The 26,243-nt window shown below is 52.1% G+C and carries 24 protein-coding genes and 1 pseudogene; 8 read left to right on the top strand and 17 right to left on the bottom strand.

The window, feature by feature from the left end; genetic code table 11:
- Window positions 1–141 precede the first annotated feature (141 nt).
- The 3 genes from tyrB to dnaB form a co-directional block, all read right to left on the bottom strand.
- Complete coding sequence (gene tyrB / locus C2U41_RS24335; protein WP_032938184.1) at window positions 142–1,335, bottom strand: aromatic amino acid transaminase; 1,194 nt, start codon at window positions 1,333–1,335, stop codon at window positions 142–144.
- A gap of 128 nt (window positions 1,336–1,463) precedes the next feature.
- Window positions 1,464–2,543 (bottom strand): alanine racemase, encoded by a 1,080-nt coding sequence (alr, locus tag C2U41_RS24330; RefSeq protein ID WP_003844721.1) that lies wholly within the window; start codon window positions 2,541–2,543, stop codon window positions 1,464–1,466.
- Window positions 2,544–2,559: 16 nt separating this feature from the next.
- Window positions 2,560–3,975, bottom strand: a complete 1,416-nt coding sequence (gene dnaB / locus C2U41_RS24325) for a replicative DNA helicase (RefSeq protein ID WP_003826610.1) — start codon at window positions 3,973–3,975, stop codon at window positions 2,560–2,562.
- A 64-nt stretch (window positions 3,976–4,039) separates the two neighbouring features.
- Here dnaB and C2U41_RS24320 point away from each other — a divergent pair, with 64 nt between their 5' ends.
- On the top strand, window positions 4,040–5,023 hold the full coding sequence (locus C2U41_RS24320) for a quinone oxidoreductase (RefSeq protein ID WP_103849048.1): 984 nt from the start codon (window positions 4,040–4,042) through the stop codon (window positions 5,021–5,023).
- A gap of 301 nt (window positions 5,024–5,324) precedes the next feature.
- Here C2U41_RS24320 and pspG read toward each other — a convergent pair whose 3' ends face one another.
- From pspG to C2U41_RS24305, 3 genes are all read right to left on the bottom strand, one after another.
- Window positions 5,325–5,567, bottom strand: coding sequence for an envelope stress response protein PspG (pspG, locus tag C2U41_RS24315; RefSeq protein ID WP_103849039.1), 243 nt, complete (start codon window positions 5,565–5,567; stop codon window positions 5,325–5,327).
- A 133-nt stretch (window positions 5,568–5,700) separates the two neighbouring features.
- Window positions 5,701–6,699 carry a tRNA dihydrouridine(20/20a) synthase DusA gene (gene dusA / locus C2U41_RS24310; RefSeq protein ID WP_003841361.1) on the bottom strand — a complete coding sequence of 333 codons (999 nt, stop codon included), beginning with the start codon at window positions 6,697–6,699 and terminating at the stop codon, window positions 5,701–5,703.
- A gap of 107 nt (window positions 6,700–6,806) precedes the next feature.
- The gene (locus tag C2U41_RS24305) at window positions 6,807–7,295 is read right to left on the bottom strand and encodes a cupin domain-containing protein (protein WP_003031710.1); all 489 of its coding nucleotides are present in this window, start codon (window positions 7,293–7,295) and stop codon (window positions 6,807–6,809) included.
- 115 nt (window positions 7,296–7,410) lie between these two features.
- Between C2U41_RS24305 and zur the strand changes: the two genes are divergently transcribed.
- Window positions 7,411–7,929, top strand: coding sequence for a zinc uptake transcriptional repressor Zur (zur, locus tag C2U41_RS24300; RefSeq protein WP_003031709.1), 519 nt, complete (start codon window positions 7,411–7,413; stop codon window positions 7,927–7,929).
- A gap of 48 nt (window positions 7,930–7,977) precedes the next feature.
- Here zur and C2U41_RS24295 read toward each other — a convergent pair whose 3' ends face one another.
- The 4 genes from C2U41_RS24295 to C2U41_RS24280 all read right to left on the bottom strand — a co-directional run bounded on the left by C2U41_RS24295 (window position 7,978) and on the right by C2U41_RS24280 (window position 10,800).
- A complete protein-coding gene (locus tag C2U41_RS24295; protein ID WP_003031706.1) occupies window positions 7,978–8,187 on the bottom strand; it encodes a CsbD family protein in 210 nt (69 codons plus the stop codon).
- 136 nt (window positions 8,188–8,323) lie between these two features.
- Window positions 8,324–9,643, bottom strand: a complete 1,320-nt coding sequence (gene dinF / locus C2U41_RS24290; protein ID WP_103849040.1) for an MATE family efflux transporter DinF — start codon at window positions 9,641–9,643, stop codon at window positions 8,324–8,326.
- A gap of 70 nt (window positions 9,644–9,713) precedes the next feature.
- Window positions 9,714–10,322: a transcriptional repressor LexA gene (gene lexA, locus C2U41_RS24285; protein WP_003031703.1), complete on the bottom strand. Its 609-nt coding sequence runs from the start codon at window positions 10,320–10,322 to the stop codon at window positions 9,714–9,716.
- A gap of 109 nt (window positions 10,323–10,431) precedes the next feature.
- Entirely contained in the window at window positions 10,432–10,800 is a 369-nt protein-coding gene (locus tag C2U41_RS24280; RefSeq protein WP_003826594.1) for a diacylglycerol kinase, read from the bottom strand.
- Between the two features lie 171 nt (window positions 10,801–10,971).
- Between C2U41_RS24280 and plsB the strand changes: the two genes are divergently transcribed.
- Window positions 10,972–13,392, top strand: coding sequence for a glycerol-3-phosphate 1-O-acyltransferase PlsB (plsB, locus tag C2U41_RS24275; protein WP_046671362.1), 2,421 nt, complete (start codon window positions 10,972–10,974; stop codon window positions 13,390–13,392).
- Between the two features lie 54 nt (window positions 13,393–13,446).
- Here the strand turns inward: plsB and ubiA are convergent, their stop codons facing one another.
- From ubiA to malK, 5 genes are all read right to left on the bottom strand, one after another.
- Entirely contained in the window at window positions 13,447–14,319 is an 873-nt protein-coding gene (ubiA, locus tag C2U41_RS24270; protein ID WP_003844715.1) for a 4-hydroxybenzoate octaprenyltransferase, read from the bottom strand.
- A 13-nt stretch (window positions 14,320–14,332) separates the two neighbouring features.
- Window positions 14,333–14,830 carry a chorismate lyase gene (gene ubiC, locus C2U41_RS24265; RefSeq protein WP_003844713.1) on the bottom strand — a complete coding sequence of 166 codons (498 nt, stop codon included), beginning with the start codon at window positions 14,828–14,830 and terminating at the stop codon, window positions 14,333–14,335.
- A gap of 180 nt (window positions 14,831–15,010) precedes the next feature.
- Entirely contained in the window at window positions 15,011–15,958 is a 948-nt protein-coding gene (gene malM / locus C2U41_RS24260; protein WP_003841372.1) for a maltose operon protein MalM, read from the bottom strand.
- Between the two features lie 113 nt (window positions 15,959–16,071).
- The gene (locus C2U41_RS24255; RefSeq protein ID WP_003031683.1) at window positions 16,072–17,427 is read right to left on the bottom strand and encodes a maltoporin; all 1,356 of its coding nucleotides are present in this window, start codon (window positions 17,425–17,427) and stop codon (window positions 16,072–16,074) included.
- Between the two features lie 78 nt (window positions 17,428–17,505).
- Entirely contained in the window at window positions 17,506–18,615 is a 1,110-nt protein-coding gene (gene malK, locus C2U41_RS24250; RefSeq protein ID WP_003031682.1) for a maltose/maltodextrin ABC transporter ATP-binding protein MalK, read from the bottom strand.
- 360 nt (window positions 18,616–18,975) lie between these two features.
- Here malK and malE point away from each other — a divergent pair, with 360 nt between their 5' ends.
- On the top strand, window positions 18,976–20,166 hold the full coding sequence (malE, locus tag C2U41_RS24245; protein ID WP_003031680.1) for a maltose/maltodextrin ABC transporter substrate-binding protein MalE: 1,191 nt from the start codon (window positions 18,976–18,978) through the stop codon (window positions 20,164–20,166).
- A 15-nt stretch (window positions 20,167–20,181) separates the two neighbouring features.
- Here malE and C2U41_RS30225 read toward each other — a convergent pair.
- Window positions 20,182–20,256: pseudogene (locus C2U41_RS30225) on the bottom strand (hypothetical protein); the annotation flags it as partial.
- Between the two features lie 41 nt (window positions 20,257–20,297).
- Between C2U41_RS30225 and malF the strand changes: the two are divergent.
- The 4 genes from malF to nhaC all read left to right on the top strand — a co-directional run bounded on the left by malF (window position 20,298) and on the right by nhaC (window position 25,672).
- The gene (gene malF, locus C2U41_RS24240) at window positions 20,298–21,842 is read left to right on the top strand and encodes a maltose ABC transporter permease MalF (protein ID WP_071687404.1); all 1,545 of its coding nucleotides are present in this window, start codon (window positions 20,298–20,300) and stop codon (window positions 21,840–21,842) included.
- Between the two features lie 14 nt (window positions 21,843–21,856).
- A complete protein-coding gene (gene malG / locus C2U41_RS24235) occupies window positions 21,857–22,747 on the top strand; it encodes a maltose ABC transporter permease MalG (protein ID WP_003031677.1) in 891 nt (296 codons plus the stop codon).
- 302 nt (window positions 22,748–23,049) lie between these two features.
- Complete coding sequence (locus C2U41_RS24230; RefSeq protein ID WP_032948311.1) at window positions 23,050–24,228, top strand: MalY/PatB family protein; 1,179 nt, start codon at window positions 23,050–23,052, stop codon at window positions 24,226–24,228.
- On the top strand, window positions 24,221–25,672 hold the full coding sequence (gene nhaC, locus C2U41_RS24225; RefSeq protein ID WP_103849041.1) for a Na+/H+ antiporter NhaC: 1,452 nt from the start codon (window positions 24,221–24,223) through the stop codon (window positions 25,670–25,672). The genes C2U41_RS24230 and nhaC overlap by 8 nt, the downstream gene beginning before the upstream one ends.
- A 75-nt stretch (window positions 25,673–25,747) precedes the next feature.
- Here nhaC and psiE read toward each other — a convergent pair whose 3' ends face one another.
- Entirely contained in the window at window positions 25,748–26,158 is a 411-nt protein-coding gene (gene psiE, locus C2U41_RS24220; RefSeq protein ID WP_003031674.1) for a phosphate-starvation-inducible protein PsiE, read from the bottom strand.
- Window positions 26,159–26,243: the final 85 nt, after the last annotated feature.

Raw genomic sequence — 26,243 nt, 5'->3', positions numbered from 1 at the left:
TTTGCTCTGGAAAAGGAGCACGATCACACAGGAAAACGTGCCTGATGGCACGACGCTTATCAGGCCTCCAAACGAAAATCTATATACCTTTGTAGGCCGGATAAGGCATTTACGCCGCCATCCGGCAACATTCAAAGCCGGTTACATGACGGCGGCAAATGCCTTTGCCACGCGCTGCACGTTACCGTGATTCAACCCAGCTACGCACATGCGACCGCTGGCGATCAGGTACACACCGAACTCATCGCGCAGGCGATCAACCTGGGCTGCGCTAAGCCCGGTATAGCTGAACATACCGCGCTGTTGCAACAGGTAGTCAAAGTTACGGCCCGGGATCTCTGCATTCAATACGTTAACCAGCTCCTGACGCATCGCCAGAATGCGGGTACGCATCTCTTCGACTTCTGCCAGCCAACTGGCTTTCAGTGCGTCATCACCCAGTACCGCGGCAACTACCTGCGCACCAAAGTTTGGCGGGCTGGAGTAGTTACGACGCACCGTCGCTTTTAGCTGCCCCAGAACGCGGCTGGCGGTATCAGCATCTTCACATACTACAGACAGTCCGCCGACACGCTCGCCGTACAAGGAGAAAATTTTCGAGAATGAGTTACTGACCAGAGCGGGCAATCCGGCGCTGGCAATGGCGCGAATCGCATAGGCGTCGTCTTCTATTCCACCACCGAAACCCTGGTAAGCAATGTCCAGGAACGGAATCAAATCGCGTGCTTTCAGGATCTCAATAACGCTATCCCACTGCGCAGGCGTTAAATCCGCACCCGTCGGGTTATGGCAGCACGGATGCAGCAGCACGATGCTGCGCGCCGGTAAGGTATTCAGCGTTGCCAGCAGGTCGTTGAAACGCACGCCGTTAGTCGTGTCGTCATACCATGGGTAAGTGCTTACTTCGAATCCAGCCCCCTCAAAAATCGCGATATGGTTTTCCCAGGTCGGATCGCTGACCCATACGCCAGAATCAGGGAAATAGCGTTTCAGGAAGTCTGCGCCAACCTTTAACGCACCGGAGCCGCCCAGCGTCTGAATAGTTGCGACGCGCTGCTGCTGGAGAACCGGATGATCTGCGCCAAACAGCAGCGGCGCAATAGTATGACGATACGTGTTCAGACCTTCCATCGGCAGATACAGCGAAGCACCATGCGGTTTGGCATTAAGTCGAGCTTCCGCTTCCGCCACCGCTTTAAGCTGAGGAATAATTCCGTCTTCGTTGTAATACAGGCCGATGCTGAGGTTCACTTTGTCGCTACGTGAATCTTCTTTGAAGCGCTCCATGAGCGATAAAATCGGGTCGCCGGCGTAGGCGTCAACTTTTTGAAACACGTGTGGTTCTCCAGGTTTACAGGCAAGGGTTAAGAACACAATAAACCGGAAGCGGGAGAAGATCGAGAGGATGTTGAGGGTAATATTGCCGGAAGGCGGCGTAACCGCCTGTCCAGCACATCATTCTGCTAATCAATATACTTCATCGCCACCCTTGAGGTCAGGCGCGTAATAAGTTCGTAAGCACTTACTTTCGTCATTTCAGCAATGCGTTCAACGGGCAGTCCCTCACCCCACAGAATCACCGAATCGCCGGCTTTATCCTGCGCTTCGGGGCCTAAATCGACGCAGATCATATCCATCGCAACGCGACCGACGATCGGCACTTCACGGCCATTGACCAGTACCGGCGTCCCAGACGGCGCCGCGCGCGGATAACCATCACCATAGCCCATTGCCACCACGCCCAGACGCGTGTCGCGCTCACTCAACCAGGTACCACCATAACCAACCGGCTCGCCCGCTTTGTGCTCACGCACCGCAATCAGGCTGGAGGTCAGCGACATCACCGGCTGGCAGCCAAAATCAGCACCGATGGAGTGGTTTTCCAGTGGCGACACACCATACAGAATCAGTCCCGGACGCGCCCAGTCGAAGTGAGACTGTGGCCACAGCAGAATACCGCCCGATGCGGCAATCGAACGCTGCCCAGGTTTGCCCTCGCAAAAGCTGTTGAAGATATCGAGCTGTTTTTCGGTCGCGCCGCATTCAGGTTCGTCTGCGCGCGCAAAATGGCTGACGATATTGACCGGCTGGCGCACATTTTCACATTGCGTTAGGCGCTGATAAAACGCCTCGGCCTGCTCAGGGCGTACGCCCAGGCGGTGCATACCGGTGTCGAGCTTCATCCAGACGGTAACGGGTTCAACCAGATTAGCTGCTTCCAGGGCTTCGAGTTGCTCCTGGTTATGGACGGCTGTATGCAGACGCTGCGCGGAAATAGTCGGCAGATCGGAGGCATCAAAAAATCCCTCCAGCAGCAGGATGGGCTGCGTGATCCCTCCCGCTCGCAACCGCAGGGCTTCTTCAAGACGAGCGACACCAAAAGCGTCCGCATCAGGGAGCGTTCGCGCGGTCTCTAACAGACCATGGCCGTAGGCGTTCGCTTTCACGACCGCAACCAGTTTACTGGCAGGAGCCAGTTCACGCAGACGTTGCAGGTTGTGTCGCAGAGCGCGGCGGTTAATGACTACAGTTGCCGCTTGCATTTGTATTCCTTAGAAATTACTCATCATCATATTGAGGACCGGCATAGTTGTCGAAGCGGGACCACTGTCCGTTAAACGTCAGGCGCACCGTACCGATCGGACCGTTACGCTGCTTACCAATAATAATTTCGGCGATGCCTTTTAAGTCACTGTTTTCGTGATAAACCTCATCACGATAGATAAACATGATTAAGTCGGCATCCTGTTCGATGGAGCCGGATTCACGCAGATCCGAGTTAACCGGACGCTTGTCGGCGCGTTGTTCCAGAGAGCGGTTAAGCTGCGACAGCGCCACCACCGGCACATGCAATTCTTTCGCTAACGCTTTCAGCGAGCGGGAGATTTCTGCAATTTCCAGCGTACGGTTGTCGGAGAGCGACGGCACGCGCATCAGCTGCAGGTAGTCGATCATGATAAGTCCGATACCACCATGTTCACGGGCGATACGACGGGCACGCGAGCGCACTTCCGTTGGCGTCAGGCCGGAGGAGTCATCAATATAGATGTTTCGTTTCTCCAGCAAAATACCCATTGTTCCGGAAATTCGTGCCCAGTCCTCATCATCCAGTTGACCGGTACGGATTTTGGTTTGGTCTACGCGTGAGAGCGAGGCCAGGGAACGCATCATGATCTGTTCCGAGGGCATTTCAAGACTAAAGATAAGAACCGGCTTATCCTGCAACATCGCTGCATTTTCGACGAGGTTCATCGCAAATGTTGTTTTACCCATCGACGGACGCGCGGCGACGATAATTAAGTCTGACGGCTGCAAACCCGCCGTCTTTTTATTGAGGTCGTCATAACCGGTGTTCACCCCGGTGACGCCGTCGTGCGGCTGCTGGAACAGCTGCTCGATACGCGCGACGGTGGCGTCGAGCACATCAGTAATATTTTTCGGCCCTTCGTCTTTATTTGCGCGGCTTTCCGCGATTTTAAAGACACGGGATTCAGCAAGGTCCAACAGATCTTCACTGGAACGGCCTTGCGGATCAAACCCGGCTTCCGCGATTTCGTTCGCAACCGAAATCATGTCACGAACAACGGCACGTTCGCGGACGATATCCGCATAAGCGCTAATATTCGCCGCACTTGGCGTATTTTTAGATAACTCAGCCAGGTAAGCAAAACCGCCGACGCTATCCAGTTGTCCCTGAACCTCCAGCGACTCTGCCAGTGTGATCAGATCGATGGGTTTCCCCATCTCCTGCAGGCGATGCATTTCCGTAAAGATATGCCGGTGCGGCCGGGTATAAAAATCTTCCGCCACCACACGCTCGGCGACATCGTCCCAGCGTTCGTTATCCAGCATTAAACCGCCCAACACCGACTGTTCCGCTTCAATCGAGTGCGGCGGTACTTTCAGCCCGGCGACCTGGGGATCGCGCTCACGAGCATCAGTCTGTTGTTTGTTGAAGGGTTTATTTCCTGCCATAGTGAATGGAGTTACCGAGATAATGATTGGGTCGAAAGATTACCACATTTCTTTTGGAGGAAGCATGGCAACACGTATTGAATTTCACAAGCATGGTGGCCCTGATGTACTCAAGACGGTGGAGTTTACACCCGTAGACCCAGCGGAAAACGAAATCCAGGTCGAGAACAAAGCTATTGGGATCAACTATATCGACACCTACATCCGCAGTGGTCTTTATCCGCCGCCATCTCTGCCCAGCGGCCTGGGTACCGAAGCTGCCGGCGTAGTCAGCAGAGTCGGCAGCAAAGTGACACACATTAAAGCTGGCGATCGCGTGGTGTACGCCCAGTCTGCCCTTGGTGCCTACAGCTCAGTGCATAACGTTCCGGCCGATAAAGCCGCCATCCTACCCAACGCAATCTCATTTGAACAAGCCGCAGCCTCATTCCTGAAAGGGTTAACCGTTTTTTATCTGCTGCGTAAAACCTATGAAATTCAGCCTGATGAGCCGTTTTTGTTCCATGCGGCTGCGGGCGGCGTCGGGATGATTGCCTGCCAGTGGGCAAAAGCATTGGGCGCGAAGCTGATTGGTACCGTCGGCAGTGCGCAAAAAGCGCAAATTGCGCTGCAGGCCGGCGCATGGCAGGTCATTAACTATCGTGAAGAAAGCATAGTTGAGCGAGTGAAAGAGATAACCGGCGGAAAAAAAGTACGGGTGGTGTATGACTCGGTGGGGAAAGATACCTGGGAAGCCTCGCTGGATTGTTTACAGCGCCGGGGACTAATGGTCAGCTTTGGTAATGCTTCCGGGCCGGTGACTGGCGTGAACTTAGGTATTCTGAACCAGAAAGGTTCGCTGTACGTGACCCGTCCTTCACTCCAGGGGTATATCACCAATCACCGCGAATTAACCGAAGCCAGCAATGAGCTATTCTCGCTAATTGCCAGCGGAGTAATCAAAGTGGATGTCGCGCCTGGTCAGACGTTCGCAGTGCACGATGCACAGCGTGCTCATGAAGTACTGGAAAGCCGGGCAACGCAGGGATCGAGCTTGCTAATCCCATAATGCTTCGACTTCCCCTAAATAATTCAAATTGCAGGAAGGCGGCAATTGAATGAATCCCCAGGAGCTTACTGGAGTAAGTGACTGGGGTGAATGAAAGCAGCCAACACACCTGCGGTTTGAATTATGACGGGGAAGTAAAGAATTAGGGCTTCCCGTGGGAAGCCCTTTCTTTTTTTAGTTCGGCTGTATGTAGGGTACAGCTCGATGAATTCGTTAACCTGGCAATAGTGACAGATTTGATAATCAATTCCTATTTGGTTCTAAAGGCAATGTTGCAGGTTGTGACGCACCACTCAATACCTTAGTAAAATCGACGGTTATTGCGCTGATACTGTGGGACTTTTGGCGCTTTTATCGCCTTGATAACCCACACCACGGCAACAGCCAGTAGCAGCCAGGGCAACAGTTTAATCATCAAGGCAAATAGTCCGCCCAGAAACATCACTGCGGTGGCTACGACCAATACAGCCAGAACGCCCAGCAAAGATACGCCGGTGACCATCAGCATGATAAAAAATCCAATCACAAAAAGTAGTTCCAGCATGGCTCTCTCCCGAAATGAAATTCTCTCCATTGCTTTACAAGAAACATGCCAAAAATAATGTATTGATTTATAAAGAAAACGCCCCGCGACAAAGCGCAGGGCGTGGTGAAATTAACTAACTTTTGGCGAAAACTTAACGCTTGTCAGCGACCAGCTTCAGCGCATGCTCCAGTACGTTAATATCTGCCCCGGCTTTATGCGCATTTTCGCTCAGATAGCGACGCCACTGACGAGCCCCAGGGATCCCCTGAAACAGCCCCAACATATGGCGCGTCACATGTCCCAAATAGGTCCCCTTACTCAGTTCACGCTCAATGTACGGGTACATGGCGCGCACCACGGCAACTGGATCGGCATCTTCGGTGGCAGCAGCAAAAATCTCACGGTCAACGGACGCCAGAATACCTGGGTTTTGGTAAGCTTCACGCCCCACCATCACGCCATCCATATGTTGCAGATGAATTTTTGCTTCTTCCAGCGATTTAATGCCGCCGTTGATCGACATCGTCAGATGCGGGAAATCACGCTTTAGCTGATAAACACGGTCATAATCCAGCGGTGGAATTTCGCGGTTTTCTTTCGGGCTTAACCCGGACAGCCAGGCCTTGCGGGCGTGAATGATAAACATCTCACATTCGCCGTTGCCAGATACCGTGTTGATGAAATCGCACAGGAATTCGTAACTGTCCTGGTCATCAATGCCGATACGCGTTTTCACCGTTACCGGAATCGACACCACGTCGCGCATTGCTTTGACGCAATCGGCGACCAGTTGCGCATTCCCCATCAGGCAAGCGCCAAACATGCCATTCTGCACGCGGTCGGAAGGACAACCCACGTTGAGATTGATTTCGTCATAACCCCGCTGTTCAGCGAGCTTCGCGCACTGCGCCAGCGCCGCAGGATCGCTCCCGCCCAGTTGCAATGCGACCGGATGCTCTTCTTCGCTATACGCCAGATAATCGCCTTTACCATGAATGATCGCGCCGGTGGTTACCATCTCCGTATAGAGCAACGTCTGGCTGGACAGTAAGCGCAAAAAGTAGCGGCAGTGTCTGTCCGTCCAGTCGAGCATCGGCGCGATAGAAAAACGATGAGCGGGAAAAGCGGTAGACTGAGATTCAGGCAGCATGGCGAATATTCAAGCATCCGGTTAAAAAAGGGGCGCTACTATAGCATAGACCGTTACGATAGTGAGCCACATCCTCGCGGCTCACTCCCTCTGCCCCTCAACAAACGCTATTTACGCCCCGGTTTTCCGTCGTGTGATCCGAAAAACTGCGGCGGATGGTCGACCCAGCGATCCTCGCGTGTAGCGGCATAGACCGGGTTAAGCGGATAATAAATGCGGTTATATTTTTTGTTCGCCTCACCCACGACTAATAGACGCACCTCTTCGCTGGTGTTATTGATAAAGGTATGGCACACGCCTGTACCTGCCGGGAAACCGACGCTGTCGCCCGGTTCTAGCTTCCATAAATACCCGTTAATCCAGGCCTCAGGATAACCTTCCAGCACATAGATAAACTCTTCCTCATCGCTTTCAGCGTGCGGGTACGACGTGCGCCGACCCGGCGGCAGGCGTTCATGATGAATGCCGAGTCGTCCTAACCCCAATTTGCGGGCAAGCGGCGCGCCAATAGCAAATAGCTCATCGCTGTCGGGATAAGTGGAGTCATCAGCCCCCTCAACCTCACGCCAGTGGCGAATACAATCGGGTCTTTTCATGGTTATTTTCCAGTATTGCGATGCGTCAGGTATAGCACACCGCGGTGGATCTCGGCGTTTTAAGCAGAACATGTTAAAGTAAGGGATTAACCTTCCACGCAAATCGAGGCGCCAAATGGACAAAACCACTACGCAAGAGTTATTGGCTCAAGCTGAAAAACTCTGTGCGCAACGCAACGTGCGGCTTACGCCACAGCGTCTCGAAGTGTTGCGCCTGATGAGCCTGCAGGAAGGGGCTATCAGCGCCTATGACCTGCTCGACCTGTTGCGGGAAACTGAGCCGCAGGCCAAGCCGCCAACCGTGTATCGTGCGCTCGATTTTCTGCTGGAACAAGGGTTTGTGCATAAGGTGGAATCCACCAACAGCTATGTCCTTTGCCATCTGTTCGATCAGCCAACCCACAGTTCCGCGATGTTCATTTGTGACCGCTGTGGTGTGGTAAAAGAAGAGTGCGCAGAAGGTGTGGAAGACATCATGCATACGCTGGCGGCCAAAATGGGCTTTGCTCTGCGACATAATGTTATTGAAGCACACGGGCTGTGTCCGGCCTGTGTAGAAGTTGAGTCATGCCGCCATCCTGGCGAGTGCCAGCATGACCATACGATTCAGGTGAAGAAGAAAGTGGGGCGCTAGGTTAGCGGGAGAGCGTACATCCTTGTACTCTCAGGAGGGAGGGGTTAATTACCAGCGGTAATCATTACGTTTTTCCCAATCGTTAACTTCTTTCTCCGCCTGATCTTTCGCGTAACCGTAACGCTCCTGGACTTTACCGACCAGTTGGTCACGTTTACCTTCAATGACCGTCATATCATCATCGGTCAGTTTGCCCCATTGCTCTTTCACTTTACCTTTAAACTGCTTCCAGTTGCCGCCGACTTCGTCTTTATTCATCATCAAGTCCTCATCGTTAGGTTGTGAATAGCGAGAGTGCCATGTCCAGACACATGCTGTTTTTGCTGGACGTGAGAATAAGTGTAGTCACTGATTCTGGGTTTTATTTATTATTCGGAATTTTTAACCATCCAGATTAGGCAAACCAGGTTCCATTACGCCAGTGACGCCGCCAGATAAAGGCCAGCGACAGCCCGCGCAACGCGAGGAAAACGGTTAACGCCAGCCACAAACCATGATTTCCCAGCCACGGCAACGTCAGGAGCGTTAAGGCGAATCCCACTGCGGCAACGGCCATACTGTTGCGCATTTCTGCAGCCCGCGTCGCGCCAATAAACATTCCGTCGAGCAGATAACACCAGACACCCACCAGCGGTAACACCACCTGCCAGAAGAGATAGCGATCGGCCAGTAGTTGGATTTGCGGCAGCGAGGTCAGTAGCGCAACAATCTGCTCGCCAAACAGGGCATAAACCAGCGAAAACAGAATAGCCACAATACCGGACTGCCGACAGGCCGCCCGCCAGACGTCCAGTAACTGGCTACCATCTCGCGCCCCATAGGCCTGGCCCGAATGCGCTTCTACGGCATAGGCAAATCCATCCAGCGCGTAGGCGGTAAAGGTTAGCAGGGTCATCAGAACGGCATTAACCGCAATAATATCGCCTCCCAGACGCGCACCCAGCACCGTGATAGCGCCAAAACAGAGCTGCAGCAGCAGCGAGCGCAACATGATGTCACGATTAAGCGCCAGCAAACGACGGAAGTTGCCACGCCACGCCTGCTTCAGCATTGCCAGCGATATTCCGCGCATATGCAGGACTTTGCGCACCATCATCAGGCCGATCAGTAAGGTGGCATATTCAGCAATCACCGTCGCCAGTGCCGCACCTTGCACGTTCATATGCAGGCCCATCACCAGCCATAAATCGAGCACAATGTTAAGAATATTGCCAACAATCAACAGGATAACCGGCGCACGCGCATACTGAACGCCAAGCAGCCAGCCGAGCAGCACCAGATTAGCCAGCGAGGCGGGTGCGCTGAGCCAGCGGATTTCAAGGAAACGCCGGGATTGTTCCAGTACCGCTTCACTTCCCCCGACAATATGCAGCGCGACATCGATAATCGGCGTACGAAACAGTGCGATAAGCAACCCCGCGCCCAGCGCCAGCATTAGCGGCTGCACCAGTGCGCGCGCCAGCGCCTGTGGATTTTTCGCACCAAATGCCTGGGCAGTAAGACCCGTGGTGCTCATGCGCAGGAAAAGCAGCAGCATAAAGAGAAAACTGGTTGCCGTAGCACCAACCGCAACACCGCCAAGATAGACCGGACTATCCAGATGACCAATCACCGCGGTGTCCACCAGTCCCAGCAGGGGAACGGTGATATTGGAGAAGATCATCGGTAAGGCGAGGTGCCAGAGTGCTTTATCAGAAGAGGTAAAGAAAGGCATACAGGAAAGCCTGATGAAAAGAAGTGAAAACTAACTGTGGCGCAGAATGCGCCACAGTATTAATACATGATTACAGCCATTCACCGTTACGAATGACACCTACCGCCAGCCCTTCAATGGTGAAGCTTTGCTCACGCAGGTCGACAACGATAGGTTTAAATTCGCTATTTTCTGGCAGAAGTTCAACCTTGTTTCCCTGCTTTTTCAGGCGTTTAACCGTAACTTCGTCATCAATACGGGCAACAACAACCTGACCGTTACGCACGTCCTGAGTTTTATGCACAGCGAGTAAATCACCGTCCATAATACCAATATCTTTCATAGACATACCGCTGACGCGCAGCAGAAAATCGGCGTTCGGTTTGAACAGTGAAGGATCGACCTGATAATGGCCTTCGATGTGCTGCTGCGCCAGAAGTGGCTCGCCTGCCGCCACACGACCGACAAGCGGTAATCCCTCTTCTTCTTCCTGCAGCAGTCTAATACCGCGCGATGCGCCGGAGACAATTTCCAGCACACCTTTACGCGCCAGCGCTTTCAGATGTTCTTCAGCGGCATTTGGGGAACGGAACCCCAAACGCTGCGCGATCTCCGCACGCGTCGGTGGCATACCTGTCTGGCTGATGTGATCTCTAATGAGATCAAACACCTCTTGCTGCCTGGCCGTTAACGCTTTCATTCCGCCCCCTGGGTGTATATACAGTTATGCTGTGAGTATATACAGCTAAAGGTGATTTTGGAACCGCAAACTGCACAAAAAGCAGGAGATTTATGAAGATGTGGAATCCTTATCGCAAATGCGACCACAACAGGATGCCCCAGGTAATCAGAGCGACAAAAATAGACAACAATACCGCCGCCGACCCCATATCTTTCGCCCGGCCGGAAAGTTCGTGATACTCAGAGCCTATACGATCAACTACCGCCTCAATCGCACTGTTGAGGATTTCAACGATCATCACCAGCATCACGGAACCAATCAACAGCACGCGAGTAATCGCATCGACGTCCAGCCAGCAGGCGATAGCTACGCCCAGCAGTACGGCAACGCTTTCCTGGCGGAATGCCGCCTCATTGATCCATGCGGCGCGAAAACCTTTCCAGGAATAGCCTGCAGCTTTGATAATTCGGGTGAATCCAGTGGTATTATTGGCCATCAAAAAGAACCTTTTTACATTATTAGCGTCAATGTCATTGTAACGTTACCCCGTTTGTTTCAGGGTGTGGCAAAGCAGCGCGAAGTATGACGGGATACCACAGAAATTCACTAAACTTTCTGATATCCTTGCAGCGCATTTGCATTATTAACCAGAGGCTTTACATCGTTTATGTCCGGCTGGCCACGAATTTACTACAAATTACTGAATTTACCATTAAGCGTCCTGGTAAAAAGCAAGTCTATTCCGGCAGAACCTGCCCCGGAATTGGGGCTCGATACGTCTCGTCCCATTATGTACGTCCTACCGTACAATTCAAAAGCAGACTTGCTGACGCTGCGTGCCCAATGTCTGGTGCACGATCTCCCCGATCCCCTGGAACCGCTGGAGATAGACGGGACTTTACTGCCGCGCTACGTGTTTATTCACGGCGGCCCGCGTGTGTTCACCTATTACACGCCAAAAGAAGAGTCCATCAAGCTGTTCCATAACTATCTCGACTTACATCGCAGCAATCCAGACCTGGATGTGCAGATGGTGCCGGTTTCGGTGATGTTTGGCCGTGCGCCAGGGCGTGAAAAAGGTGAAGTTAATCCGCCGTTACGTATGCTAAACGGCGTACAGAAATTCTTTGCGGTTTCATGGCTGGGTCGCGACAGTTTTGTCCGCTTCTCCCCGTCGGTCTCTCTGCGTCGTATGGCGGATGAACACGGTACGGATAAGATCATTGCCCAGAAGCTGGCACGCGTGGCGCGTATGCACTTTGCTCGCCAGCGTCTGGCCGCTGTCGGCCCGCGCCTCCCTGCCCGCCAGGATCTGTTTAATAAACTGTTAGCTTCAAAAGCGATCGCTCGCGCGGTAGAAGATGAAGCGCGCAGTAAAAAAATCTCCCACGAAAAAGCGCAGCAAAATGCCATTGCGCTGATGGAAGAGATTGCCGCCAACTTCTCCTACGAAATGATCCGTTTGACGGACCGTATCCTGGGCTTTACCTGGAACCGTCTGTATCAGGGGATTAACGTTCATAATGCGGAGCGTGTACGCCAGTTGGCGCACGATGGGCATGAAATCGTGTACGTTCCGTGCCACCGCAGCCATATGGACTATATGCTGCTGTCGTACGTTCTGTACCACCAGGGTCTGGTTCCGCCGCACATCGCAGCCGGTATCAACCTGAATTTCTGGCCAGCGGGTCCGATTTTCCGTCGTCTGGGCGCATTCTTTATTCGTCGTACCTTCAAGGGCAACAAGCTCTACTCCACCGTATTCCGTGAATACCTGGGCGAATTGTTCAGCCGCGGCTACTCGGTTGAGTACTTTGTCGAGGGTGGACGTTCACGTACTGGTCGTTTGCTCGACCCGAAAACCGGCACCCTGTCGATGACTATTCAGGCGATGCTGCGCGGCGGTACGCGTCCTATTACTCTCGTACCGATCTACATCGGTTACGAGCACGTAATGGAAGTGGGCACCTACGCAAAAGAGCTGCGTGGCGCGACGAAAGAGAAAGAAAGTCTGCCACAAATGCTGCGTGGCTTAAGCAAGCTGCGTAACCTGGGTCAGGGCTACGTCAACTTTGGTGAACCAATGCCATTGATGACTTACCTCAACCAGCATGTGCCAGAATGGCGTGAATCTATCGATCCTATCGAGTCTATCCGTCCGGCCTGGCTGACGCCGACGGTGAATAACATTGCCGCCGATCTGATGGTGCGCATTAACAACGCAGGCGCGGCCAACGCCATGAACCTGTGTTGTACCGCGCTGTTGGCTTCCCGCCAGCGCTCTCTGACCCGTGAACAGTTAACCGAGCAGCTCGACTGCTACCTGAGCCTGCTGCGCAACGTGCCGTACGCGGCGGACTCAACCGTTCCTGCGCAAAGTGCCAGTGAACTGATCGACCACGCCTTGCAGATGAACAAGTTTGAGGTCGAGAAAGACACCATCGGTGACATCATTATTCTGCCGCGCGAGCAGGCGGTCTTGATGACGTACTACCGCAATAACATTGCGCATATGCTGGTTCTGCCTTCGTTGATGGCAGCCATTGTGACTCAGCATCGTCGTATTTCACGCGTCGCGCTACAGCAGCATATTGATGCGTTGTACCCGATGCTGAAAGCCGAGTTGTTCCTGCGCTGGGAGCGCGATGAGCTTGCCGAGGTGATTGACGAACTGGCCAGCGAAATGCAGCGCCAGGGGCTGATTACTCTACAGGATGGCGAGCTGCATATTAATCCTGCCCGCTCCCGTACGCTGCAGCTGTTGGCTGCGGGTGCTCGCGAGACGTTGCAACGCTACGCCATCACCTTCTGGCTACTGAGCGCTAACCCGTCGATCAACCGTGGCACGCTGGAGAAAGAGAGCCGCACCGTGGCACAACGCCTCTCAGTGCTGCACGGCATTAACGCGCCGGAATTCTTCGATAAAGCGGTGTTCAGCTCTCTGGTGCTGACGCTGCGTGACGAGGGATTCATCAGCGATACCGGGGATGCCGAGCCGGAAGAGACGATGAAGATCTATCAGATGCTGGCCGAACTGGTGACGTCGGATGTCCGTCTGACCATCGAGAGTGCCACACAGGGCGAGTAAGCATTAAAAAACCGGTCGAAATGACCGGTTTTTATTTTGCAGGCTAAGCCAAACTCAAAAGTGCCAGTAGCTCATCGCCAGTCCTAAGAACAGTACCAGGCCTACATAGTTATTGTTCATAAACGCTTTAAAACAGGCATCACGCTCACGATTAACGATCAGCTTCTGCTGATACACAAACAGCGCACCCGCCACCAGCAGAGACCAGTAATAGCCCGGTCCCAGCCCGTTTAGCCAACCCACCAGTGCCATCAGCGTCAGTACGCCCACCTGCAGAATACCAATGATCAGCTTGTCGTTTTGACCGAACAAAATCGCGGTCGATTTAATGCCAATCTTCAGGTCATCATCCCGATCAACCATCGCATACTGTGTGTCATAGGCCACCGCCCAGAGAATGTTGGCGAGGAACATCAGCCAGCAGCTCAGTGGTACAGACTCGCTCACGGCGGCAAACGCCATCGGTATAGACCAGCCAAACGCCGCGCCCAGCACCACCTGCGGCAGATGCGTGTAGCGTTTCATGAAGGGATAGACCCACGCCAGCGCTAGCGCCGCAACGGACAACAAAATGGTCATCGTGTTGAGTGTCAAAACCAGCAGGAAGGCCAGCAACACCAATACGACGAACAGCGTTCGGGCTTCTTTTTCGGTGACGGCACCGCTCGGCAGCGGTCGATTCGCGGTGCGTTTAACGTGTCCGTCAAATTTCCTGTCGGCATAATCATTTACCACGCATCCAGCGGCGCGCATTAACCAAACGCCGGCGACAAATACCGCCAGGATCCACAGTTGCGGCATGCCTGGGGTCGCCACCCACAATGCCCATAGCGTTGGCCAGAGCAGCAGTAAGGCGCCGATCGGCTTATCCGTACGCATCAAGCGGTGAAACGCCAGCAGCTTATTCTGCGTCAGACTCCACTCCATCTTTATCTTCCTCTCAGTACAACGGCGATGCAGGCAGAAAAAGCTCGGTAAGCATCAGCGGCTTACCGCTCAGCCGTAGGCGGGAACGACGCCCCCATAGCGCTGCATCGCGGCCAATCTCAATAAAATCTCGGGTCAATGTCGATGACGTAAACAGGTAGCGTCCGAGCGGGGTTTTCCCCAGGTTCTGTAAGGCCAGTTCAGGGCCGCACAAGGTTGATTCAGGCACCACGGTCCGTCCGGCAAGCCAGGGTTCACCATCCGCACATAACAGGATTTCACGTAACCAATAGCGAGACTCTTTAGGCAGCAGCGTCAGTTCTTCAGCCACCTCATTTTGCCCAACGAATTCTTCGCGAATCAACGTTACGGTGACCTTTTTCCCCTGCAGCTCAAAACGTTTGGTCATGGAATCTTCCAGTAACAACCAGTCGAGCAGTTGGGGGTCCAGCGCTGGGATCGCATCAAAATAACGCAGCGCACGCAGTTGCGTTAACGCAGGGTGTGGCATGCCTTACTCTCCGATTTATAACCTGAAGGCATTGTATCGCAGAAAATGCATTACGGGGTGAGCAAACACAATTAAGTGATCGTCAGAGCAACATAAGTGTAACAATTAGCACCGAAGGATAAAAAAAGGTGCGCCAGGAGACGCACCAGTTGTTGCAAAATCAGCACTGCGGGGAGACGTTTACCCCTTGCCTTTTACACTGCTGATAAAGGTGGATCGGGCAGATTTGGATCCCAGACGTTCAGCTTCATCAAGCAGCTTCAGCGCTTTATCGACATCGCCTTTCGCCACGGCATCCTTAATGCCCTGGTTAAAATAACTTTCCGTGTCATTTAACATCGGCTCACTTTTCTTCACCGGTTGTGGCGCTGGAGCAGCAACGGCTGCCGCCGGAGCCGCATAAGTAACTGCAGGCGCTGCGGTATTACCCACCGTGACAGGGCCAGGGCCGGATGAGCCAAACAGCGGCCCTACCAGCACGCTGGAGGAGGAACTGGTTTTGACTTTCAGCTTCAGCAGACCGTCGGTGGTATGACGGGCGATCGGGTCAGGAATATCCGGAACAGCGTTACCTACACCCTTGGCATAGGCTTTTGCCGGGTCAAGCAGGGTCGTGGTCTGCTGGAGATCTTTATCTGTGGTAAAGACCAGAACATAGAGCTTTTGCTGGCCCAGCGCTGGCGTCAGACGCATTACGCCTTCCAGACGATCGGCACTCATCACGCCGGGTTCCTGGTAGGTGAAATAGCTGCTGGGGAAGAACGCAGATGGCGTCATGTTCTGATCAAGAATTAAAACGTTTGGTGCAAATACACTGGTTTGTTTGTTGACTTCACTGGTCAGCGTCAGAGTTAACTCACCAATATTCGCGGGTACGCTGTACGCAGCGACTGGGCCAGTAATACCAGCAACATCCAGACGCTGACCCGCTGTCGCTAGCTGTGTCGACTGGGTTTTGGATTGATCAACCGGCGTCCAGGTTAACTGTTGTAGCGCAGCAGTGGGAATAGCTGGAGCCGCGGTGGTGTTCTGCGGAACAATATTTACATCGGCCAGGCTGATGCCAGGCGCGCTGGCAAATAACCCTGCAGATAAACAAAGGGCAACGAGACTTTTCTTCATTTTCATTGTTATCACCTCAGATAGCATGGGTTCAGCGGTGGCCAGGCAATAGCGCGCTAAACCGTAATCAAGAGGGGCTGGCGCCCCTCTTTCGGTCTTTACGTCAGGTTAGTGCTGAATTACCACCAGATTTCCATCTGGGCACCGAAGGACCACTCATCGCTGTCGCCACGGCTGGTTGTGCTGATACCAGAGTTGGTTGCAGCGGCGTATTTGGTTACGTCGTTACCATTTTTAACGTAGCCCCACTCTTCATCCCATTTGGCATAGGTTGCAAAGACACGAATTGCCGGGCGGGACCAGATACTGTCGCCAGCCTGCCACTGTTGCGCCAGGGTGATTTTGTACTGGCTGTTGCGATCGCCAGTTTGCTGAGATTTGACGTTGTCGTAACCGACTTCCAGCAGGGTGCTCATGATCGGTGTCCATTTGTACATCGGACGAATACCGACGGTGTACCATTCGGTCCCCAGGTCGTTATCCATATCGAGGTTCTGGTACATACCGACGTACATCAGATCCCATTTGTCGCCCAGGGAGATTGCACCGTGGTCAAGTACGCGGAACAGGCTACCGTTGTTATTAATAACGTTATTGGCGTAATTCGTTTTACTACCGTCTGGGTTAGTAACGGTGAAGGAGGATGAACCGTAAGACCCTTGGTTCAGACCTTTACCCTGAGTGGTCATAGAATCTGTCGCGTACTGAACAACAAACTTGTTGTAGCCCTTCAGCATGCTCTGGGTATGTTCAGCGGTGAACATCCAACCATCTTTAGATGCGCCGTCTGCCAGGTGGTAATCATCGGTGGTATTCGCACGGCCATAGTCAACGCCCAATTCCAACATCCCATCCGGGTTAGTTGCCAACTGTGCTAAACGAACGTCAAATACGTCGTTGGCGGTGTCTTTGGTACGATCATATATATTCTGGCTGCTGAAAGCATATGAACCACCCGCTTCCTGTGAACGGCTCGCGGCCAGAGACAGTTTACCGAAGCCCAGATCGATGTTTTCAATACCAGCACCAGGACCTGAAATATCCCAGTAGTAGAAGTCGATCATGTGAACATCATGACGCTGATAGAAGCGCTTACCTGCCCAGATAGTGGAGCCTGGCAGCCATTCAATCAGGTTTTTACCCTGCACGTTGGCTTCACGGAAGGCCGGGTCAGTCCCTTCCCAGTCATTCTGCTGTGCGACGGAATAGGCAACGTTAGTGTCGAAGTAGAAGCTCTTATCGCCCTCTTTCCACACTTCCTGACCTAATTTAATTTCCGCATAGGTTTCACATTCGTTACCAAGACGGTATTTACTTTGGGCGCCGGTTGCCTGGAAACACTGTTGTTCACCGCCGCTACCCGTCCAGCCAATACCGGAACGTGCATAGCCATGGAAATCCACAGCCATTGCCTGAACAGACATAATGCCTGCCGCCACAGCAACCGCCAGAGGGAGTTTGCGCAGAGTAATCATCGTTCTATCTCCTGAGATCATTGCTTTTCTTTAAACGCTTCACCTTGACGGTTTTGCGCTTTTTTTTAATGGGATACCTTAAACACCCGGCTCTTGATGCAACCGACGACATGCACTGCCATCCTCACGGAACAGATGGCAACGCTCTGGCGGCAGGCCGATAGCGAATGTGGCACCCTCTTCTACCAACACCACGTCGTTCTGGCGGTAAACCAGGTTTTGACGGATGGCGGGGATCTGGATATGAATTTGTGTTTCGTGACCAAGCTGCTCGACCACCTGCACTTCACCTTCGAGGGTGACATCGGCGATATCGCTGGGCAGCAGATGTTCCGGGCGGATACCTAAAGACATGTTGGCGCCAACCTGCACCGCATGGCTGTCTACCGGGAGCCATATTTGCTGGCGGTTAGGCAGTTCAACCTGCACCTGATCGATGGCCGTCCCGGTGACTTTCACCGGCAGGAAGTTCATCTTCGGCGAGCCAATAAACCCGGCAACAAAGCGGTCAGCCGGGTAGTGGTATAGCTCCAGCGGTTTACCGACCTGCGCTACGCGACCGGCATCCAGCACCACAATTTTGTCAGCCAGGGTCATCGCTTCGACCTGATCGTGGGTGACGTAAATCATCGTGCGACCAAGACGTTTATGCAGGCGGGAGATTTCAATACGCATCTGCACGCGCAGCGCGGCGTCGAGGTTTGACAGCGGTTCGTCCAGCAGGAATACACGCGGTTCGGCGACCAGCGTACGGCCAATCGCCACACGCTGACGTTGTCCGCCGGAAAGCGCTTTTGGTTTACGCTCCAGCAGGTGTGCCAGTTGCAGAACTTCCGCAACCTGGTTCACACGTTGGTTCATCACCTCTTTTTTCGCCCCGGCCAGTTTGAGGCCGAATGACATGTTTTCCGCGACAGATAAATGGGGGTATAACGCGTAGGACTGAAAGACCATACCCACACCGCGTTCGGCGGGCGGAATGTCGTTCATCCGGGTCTCCCCGATAAACAAGTCACCACTGGTGATGGTTTCAAGCCCGGCGATCATACGCAGCAAGGTCGACTTACCGCAGCCTGACGGTCCGACAAACACCACGAATTCCCCTTCGTGAATGTCGAGATTGATATCTTTCGATACCACCACGTCACCCCAGGCTTTTGTTACATTTCGCAGCTGTACGCTCGCCATGCCCTTCTCCCTTCGTTACAACCTGTCATCGACAGCAACATTCATGATGGGCTGACTATGCGCGATCACTTGACTGCGTGAATCCTCCACCCCCCGGCTTTTTTATGGGGGAGGAGGCGGGAGGATGAGAGAGCAGCGTCTGAGACCCGGGCTACCTGCCTCAGAGGAATTTCGTGATGCAGCCTGCAAAAATCGGTGGGTTTTTATGTGCGCCAGTACGCAATACTCACATTTATGTAACACAGATCACATAAAGAGCGGGTGGGGCGTAGGGGTAAGGAGGATGGAAAGAGGTTGTCGTATAAAGAAACTAGTAACCGTTAAGCCACCTCTGCAAAATCACCAAACAGGATGGGAACTATGAAAATCAAAACTGGCGCACGCATCCTCGCATTGTCTGCATTAACGACGATGATGTTTTCCGCCTCGGCTCTCGCCAAGATTGAAGAAGGTAAGCTGGTTATCTGGATTAACGGCGACAAAGGCTATAACGGCCTCGCTGAAGTGGGCAAAAAATTCGAGAAAGACACCGGGATCAAAGTCACTATTGAGCACCCGGACAAACTGGAAGAGAAATTCCCGCAGGTTGCCGCGACCGGCGACGGCCCGGACATCATCTTCTGGGCTCATGACCGTTTTGGCGGTTACGCTCAGTCTGGCCTGCTGGCTGAAATCACGCCTGACAAAGCGTTCCAGGACAAACTCTATCCGTTCACCTGGGATGCCGTACGCTATAACGGCAAACTGATTGCCTACCCGATCGCGGTTGAAGCGCTGTCGCTGATTTACAACAAAGACCTCGTGCCAAACCCACCGAAAACCTGGGAAGAAATTCCTGCACTGGATAAAGAACTGAAGGCGAAAGGTAAATCCGCGCTGATGTTCAACCTGCAAGAGCCGTACTTCACCTGGCCGCTGATTGCCGCCGACGGCGGTTACGCATTCAAGTTTGAAAACGGCAAGTACGATGTGAAAGACGTGGGCGTGGATAACGCCGGCGCGAAAGCGGGTCTGACCTTCCTGGTTGACCTGATCAAGAACAAACACATGAACGCGGATACCGATTACTCCATCGCCGAAGCGGCCTTTAACAAAGGTGATACCGCGATGACCATCAACGGTCCGTGGGCGTGGTCCAACATCGACAAGAGCAAAATCAACTACGGCGTCACGCTGCTGCCAACCTTCAAAGGCAAAGCGTCTAAACCGTTTGTTGGCGTTCTGAGCGCCGGTATCAACGCCGCCAGCCCGAACAAAGAACTGGCGAAAGAGTTCCTCGAAAACTACCTGCTGACCGATCAGGGTCTGGATGAAGTGAACAAGGACAAGCCGCTGGGCGCCGTTGCGCTGAAATCCTTCCAGGATCAGTTAGCAAAAGACCCACGCATCGCCGCCACCATGGATAACGCCCAGAAAGGCGAAATCATGCCGAACATCCCACAGATGTCCGCATTCTGGTATGCCGTTCGTACCGCAGTGATCAACGCAGCCAGCGGCCGTCAGACCGTCGATGCCGCGCTGAAAGATGCACAAGGTCGTATCACCAAGTAATGCTGTAGCACACGTGCCGGATGGCGGCATAAATGCCTTATCCGGCCTACGGTGTGTTGTAGGCCTGATAAGCGCAGCGCCATCAGGCACGCTGACCAACAGGTTTTCATTGTTGTTGAGGATTGAACCCCATGGATGTCATTAAAAAGAAACACTGGTGGCAAAGCGACACGCTGAAATGGTCAGTGATGGGTCTGCTTGGGCTGCTGGTCGGTTACCTTGTTGTTTTGATGTACGCTCAGGGGGAGTACCTGTTTGCCATCATGACGCTGATTTTAAGCTCTGCTGGCCTGTATATTTTCGCTAACCGTAAAGCCTATGCCTGGCGCTATGTTTACCCGGGCGTTGCCGGTATGGGGCTGTTTGTCCTGTTTCCGCTGATTTGTACGATCGCCATTGCCTTTACCAACTACAGCAGTACTAACCAACTGACCTTTGAACGTGCTCAGGAAGTCCTGATGGATCGTTCGTATCAGGCTGGGAAAACCTACAACTTTGGCCTGTATCCGGCGGGTGATGAGTGGCAATTGGCTCTCACCGACGGTGAAACCGGCAAGAATTATGTTTCCGACGCCTTCAAATTTGGCGGCGAACAGAAACTGCAACTGAAAGAAACGGATGCTTTGCCAGCGGGCGAGCGTGGGACGCTGCGCATCATCACGCAGAATCGCCAGGCGCTGAACCAACTGACCGCCATCCTGCCGGATGAAAGCAAAGTGATTATGAGCTCGTTGCGCCAGTTCTCCGGCACGCAGCCACTTTATACGCTTGCTGATGACGGTACGCTCACCAACAGCCAGAGCGGCGTAAAATACCGCGCCAATAACGATATTGGTTATTATCAGGCGATTAACGCTGACGGTAACTGGGGTAGCGAAAAACTCAGTCCAGGCTATACCGTTGCCATCGGCTGGGATAACTTCACTCGCGTGTTTACCGACGAAGGCATCCAGAAACCGTTCTTCGCCATCTTTGTCTGGACGGTGGTCTTCTCCGTTCTGACCGTGATCCTCACCGTTGCTGTGGGGATGGTGCTGGCCTGTCTCGTACAGTGGGAGTCTCTCAAAGGCAAAGCGATTTACCGTGTCCTGTTGATTCTTCCGTATGCCGTACCGTCGTTTATCTCGATTCTGATTTTCAAGGGCTTATTCAACCAGAGCTTTGGTGAAATCAACATGATGCTGAGCGCACTGTTTGGTATCAAACCGGCCTGGTTCAGCGACCCAACCACCGCGCGTTCGATGATTATTATCGTCAACACCTGGCTCGGTTATCCATACATGATGATCCTGTGCATGGGTCTGCTGAAAGCGATTCCTGACGATCTGTATGAAGCCTCGGCGATGGATGGTGCAGGTCCGTTCCAGAACTTCTTTAAGATAACGCTACCGCTGCTGATTAAGCCGCTGACACCGCTGATGATCGCCAGCTTCGCCTTTAACTTTAACAACTTCGTGCTGATTCAGCTGTTGACCAACGGTGGCCCGGACCGACTCGGCACCACCACGCCAGCCGGTTATACCGACCTGCTCGTGAGCTACACCTACCGTATCGCCTTTGAAGGCGGCGGTGGTCAGGACTTCGGTCTGGCGGCGGCGATTGCCACGCTGATCTTCCTGCTGGTGGGTGCGCTGGCGATTGTGAACCTGAAAGCCACACGTATGAAGTTTGATTAAGGGAGACAACGAACATGGCTATGGTACAACCCAAATCTCAGAAACTGCGTCTCTTAACAACGCACCTGCTGCTGCTGATTTTCATCGCGGCGATCATGTTCCCGTTGCTGATGGTTATCGCTATCTCGCTGCGCGAAGGTAACTTTGCCACCGGCAGTTTGATCCCGGAAAACATCTCCTGGGAACACTGGAAACTGGCACTGGGCTTTAGCGTTGAACACGCGGATGGCCGCGTGACGCCACCGCCATTCCCGGTATTGTTATGGCTGTGGAACTCGGTGAAAGTAGCCAGCATTACCGCGATCGGTATCGTGACGCTTTCCACCACCTGTGCTTACGCCTTTGCCCGTATGCGTTTCCCGGGCAAAGCAACCCTGCTGAAAGGGATGCTGATTTTCCAGATGTTCCCGGCGGTGCTGTCTCTGGTCGCGTTGTATGCTTTGTTTGACCGCCTGGGCCAGTACATCCCGTTTATCGGCCTGAACACGCACGGCGGCGTGATCTTCGCCTATCTTGGCGGTATTGCGTTGCATGTATGGACGATTAAAGGTTATTTCGAAACCATCGACGGTTCGCTGGAAGAAGCGGCCGCGCTGGATGGCGCAACGCCGTGGCAGGCATTCCGCCTGGTGCTGCTACCACTTTCCGTTCCGATTCTGGCGGTCGTGTTTATTTTGTCTTTCATTGCCGCTATTACCGAAGTACCGGTCGCGTCACTGCTGCTGCGTGATGTGAACAGCTATACCCTCGCGGTAGGTATGCAGCAGTACCTCAATCCACAGAACTATTTGTGGGGCGACTTTGCCGCCGCAGCTGTACTTTCAGCCATTCCGATCACTCTGGTGTTCTTGCTGGCGCAGCGCTGGCTGGTCAACGGACTGACGGCAGGTGGTGTGAAAGGTTAAGTTTTACCGAAGTAACTGCCCGGCAACGGGCAATGCCACTGCAACCCTCAACTTATGTTATCCCAACCTGTGACTGTTATTCGGCGCTCTACGGAGCGCCCTTTTTTTATGTAAATTACAGGCGGTTAAGCGATGTAAAACGTTTACACTCGCCGGATTATTTTTATTGACAGATAGTTAACATCTTTGTGATAAGCATCACATATGCAAATTTTCATAATGACGAAAACAAAATACAGAATAACACTTCCACCCTCGAAATATTACATTACTCTAAAGATGAAATCGGGCGAGTAACAAATATGAAAGTTTATAATTTTGATAAAGTTATTTCACGCGACGGAACCTATAGCGCTAAATATAATAACAAGGGGCGTGAAATCATCCCTCTATCTGTAGCTGATATGGATATCCCGGTAGCTGATTTTATGGTTTCTGAATTATCAGTCGCAAATCAGAAAGGTATCTACGGTTATACATTATTAAGTGATGACTGGCAGCAAGTGACAGCACAGTGGTATCAACGCCATTACTCGTGGAAGGTCAACCCTGAACACATTGTTTTTTGCCCACGAGTGGTACAAGCCGTTTCATTATATATCCAGAATTTTACCCAACCGGGAGATGCTATTGTCAGCCTGGCACCAGCCTATCATCCTATTAGCCATGCAGTTGAAGTCAACCATAGAGTATTGCTGGAAAGTGCGTTGCTTTATCGTGACCGCTCCTATGAAATAGACTTTGCGGATCTCGAAGATAAGTTTAAAACGGCTTGTTGTTTCATTCTAATATCGCCGCATAATCCAACAGGAACAATCTGGTCAGAAGATAATCTAAGAAAAATAGCTTCATTAGCAGAGAAATACAACGTTTTTATTATTTCTGATGATGTTCATGCAGACTTCAATTTCATCAAAAAACAACATCAAACAATTTCTTCGATAAGTTCATACGTTGCACAAAACTCGTTTATTTGTACATCTCCGGCAAAAACATTCAATATGGCCGGACTTGAAATCGCCAATATTGTTATTGCTAATGATAAGTGTCGAGAAAAGTTTAAATCAGCTCTTATTGCAGCAGGTATCCATAATCCTGGTTATTTCTCTGTTCCTGCATTTCTCTGTGCTTACCGCCATGGTGATTCTTGGTTAGCAGCATTAAAAGATTATTTAGCCGAAAACAGGAGTTGGGTTCAATCCTTTTGCCAGACTCATTTTCCAGACTGGGTTTTAGCCTCTGGTGGCGGAACTTACATGTTGTGGATTGACTACCGAGCGATGAACATCAGCGAAGAGCAGCTACGCCATTGGTTTGTTTCGCTCGCAGGTGTTGAGATGAGTTGGGGATCAGATTTTGGCGATGAAGGACTTGGTTTTTTCCGTGTGAACATTGCCACGCCGAGAACCATTCTTAAAGAAGCATTTGAACGGATTTATCAGAGCATACCCTACACTAAAGGAGTTTCCCTCCATGAATAATAACAATACTCCAAGAACACCAACTCTGGTGGAATCAATGTTACCGATACTGGCGATGGTCTTATTGCTGGGGGTTGGTTATGCGGCTTTCGATCTACCACCTGAGCCATTAATGGTCCTTTCGACCGTCATTGCGGCACTATTGGTTAAGCGTTTGGGGTACGGCTACAACGCAGTCCTTGAATCAATTTCGCAGAAAATCGCCAAAACGATGCCCGCTCTCTTAATTTTGATCAGCGTGGGCCTACTGATTGGGACATGGATGATAGGCGGTACTATTCCGCTGATGATTTATTACGGCCTTAATCTGATAAACCCTTCAATGATCTATGTGACAGCCCTGCTTGTCACTGCAGTCGTCTCTGTGTGCACAGGAACATCCTGGGGCTCAGCGGGCACAGTCGGTGTAGCGTTTATGGGCGTGGCCATCGGAATGGAGGCTAATCTGGCAGCAACTGCTGGGGCTATTGTGGCGGGAGCTTACTTCGGGGACAAACTGTCTCCCCTTTCTGGTGACACTAACCTGGCAGCGATGGCCGCCCAGATAGATCTCTATGAACATATCGCTCATTTACTTTACACAACCCTTCCTTCCTTGATCCTTTCTGCTGTTGTCATGACTCTCTATGGTATGAATGGCGATCTCGGCGGCTCAACCGTTCCCGATAAAGTTCAGTTAATTACAGAGGGATTAAAGGGTATTTACCATTTTAATTTGTTGTTACTGTTACCCATTGCTATTGTCCTGTACGGCTCGATTACCAAGAAACCAACCATTCCAATTATGTTAGTTTCGGCACTGGTTGCCATGATCAACGCCAGCGTCATTCAGGGTTTCACTCTGCACGATATTGTAAAAAGCGCCGTAGACGGATTTAACGTTTCAATGCTTGCCGATAAAGATGTTAATCCCCTACTGGGTAATTTGCTTAACCGTGGTGGCATGAACTCGATGATGAGTACGCTGCTGATTTGTTTCTGCGCCCTTTCATTTGCGGGAACATTGGCTCTGAGCGGTGCTTTAGAAGTCATTGTCCACAACCTACTTAAACTAGTTCATTCCACAGGAACCATGATTCTTGCGACTATTGCCTGTGGTTTAACAATGATTAGCGTGACCTGTAATGGTCAGATCTCAATCCTGATTCCGATTGAAATGCTACGAAGCGCTTATATTGAGCGTGGGCTACACCCAAAAAATCTGGCAAGGACAGTAGAAGACTCTGCCACCATATTCGAGCCGATTCTGCCCTGGACTGCGGCGGGAGCCTACATGGCAGGTACGCTTGGTGTTGCAACATTAAGCTATCTTCCGTGGGCGATTCTCTGCTGGAGTGGCATTTTCTTTGCGACGTTATGGGGTTTCACTGGTTTTGGCATTGCTCGCTTATCCAAAGAAAAGCAGCAACAGCTCATGATGGAAGCAGCAAATGAAAGCAAGTAGTACCAGCCTGATTAAGATATTTGCCAATAATTAACTACGTCTACACGCCGCAGCCCGATTGCGGCGTGTTGTCTTTTACTCTCGCTTCAGCCGTTTGGAATTACACAGCCACAGGGTGATCACCAGCAGCAGGATCGCTGCAGAATAGATCAGCACATCCATCGGCGCTTTATGATCGACGATGATCAACCGCACAATCGCGGTGATCCCGATATAGACAAAGTAGCGCAACGGAAAGTGAAACCCTGACTGAAAGTACTTCACAATCAACGCGATAAATTCAAAGTAGAGGAAGTAAACCACCAGCCCTTCCACCAACTCATACTTGCTGGTTTGTTCCGGGGCGAACAGCACGTCCGCCAGATGCAGCGTTTCTTTCCCGAGGAATACAACCAGGATCAGGCCCAGACTCAGCAGTCCCAGATTCAACACGGTCTGTAAAATAGTGGAGATAAACTCCACGCGCGGACGAGATAGCGACGTCATAGCAGCACCTCTTACTCAGTGGCGAGGTTCCTGTATAACGCAAAAATGTGACAGAGATCTACATTTTTTGTTTATATTTTGTGCA

The sequence above is a fragment of the Citrobacter freundii complex sp. CFNIH4 genome (genome assembly GCF_002934505.1).
GTDB classification, from domain to species: domain Bacteria; phylum Pseudomonadota; class Gammaproteobacteria; order Enterobacterales; family Enterobacteriaceae; genus Citrobacter; species Citrobacter freundii.
This window is presented reverse-complemented; position numbering and strand designations above follow the sequence as displayed.